This window comes from Vibrio sp. 10N.222.52.B7 (genome assembly GCF_041474275.1).
GTDB lineage: Bacteria > Pseudomonadota > Gammaproteobacteria > Enterobacterales > Vibrionaceae > Vibrio > Vibrio crassostreae_C.
The window spans coordinates 1-284 of the sequence record NZ_JBFRTU010000224.1; the positions used below are offsets into that span (position 1 = coordinate 1).

Consider the following 284-nt stretch of genomic DNA (forward strand, 5'->3'; position numbering starts at 1 on the left):
AATCGGTCTTGGCTTTAAATTCTGTTAAATCAAGCTCTGCCAGCTTGTACATAGATCCTTTTCGAGCATTTACTTGGTCGACACCTGCATCAACAGAAGCCATTTGTGCTTCCTGAAGTACGCGAGTAACACCGCGCGCAAACATGTGTACTTCACGGCTTTTGGTTGAGTTTGATGCGGAATAATCACCAACAGCCAGTTGTTTATCGATGCCTAAGTCGCTGGCTACAAGCTGGGTTGCTTCATCAAAACTGATTCCACTGGTTCTCGATACACTTGCAACT

General features: G+C 45.1%; 1 protein-coding gene. It reads right to left on the reverse strand.

Translation table 11 applies throughout. The annotated features are described in order from the left end of the window. Nucleotides 1-284, reverse strand: a 284-nt coding sequence (locus tag AB4512_RS22540; protein ID WP_372175764.1) for a hypothetical protein, incomplete at both ends; no start/stop codon positions are given.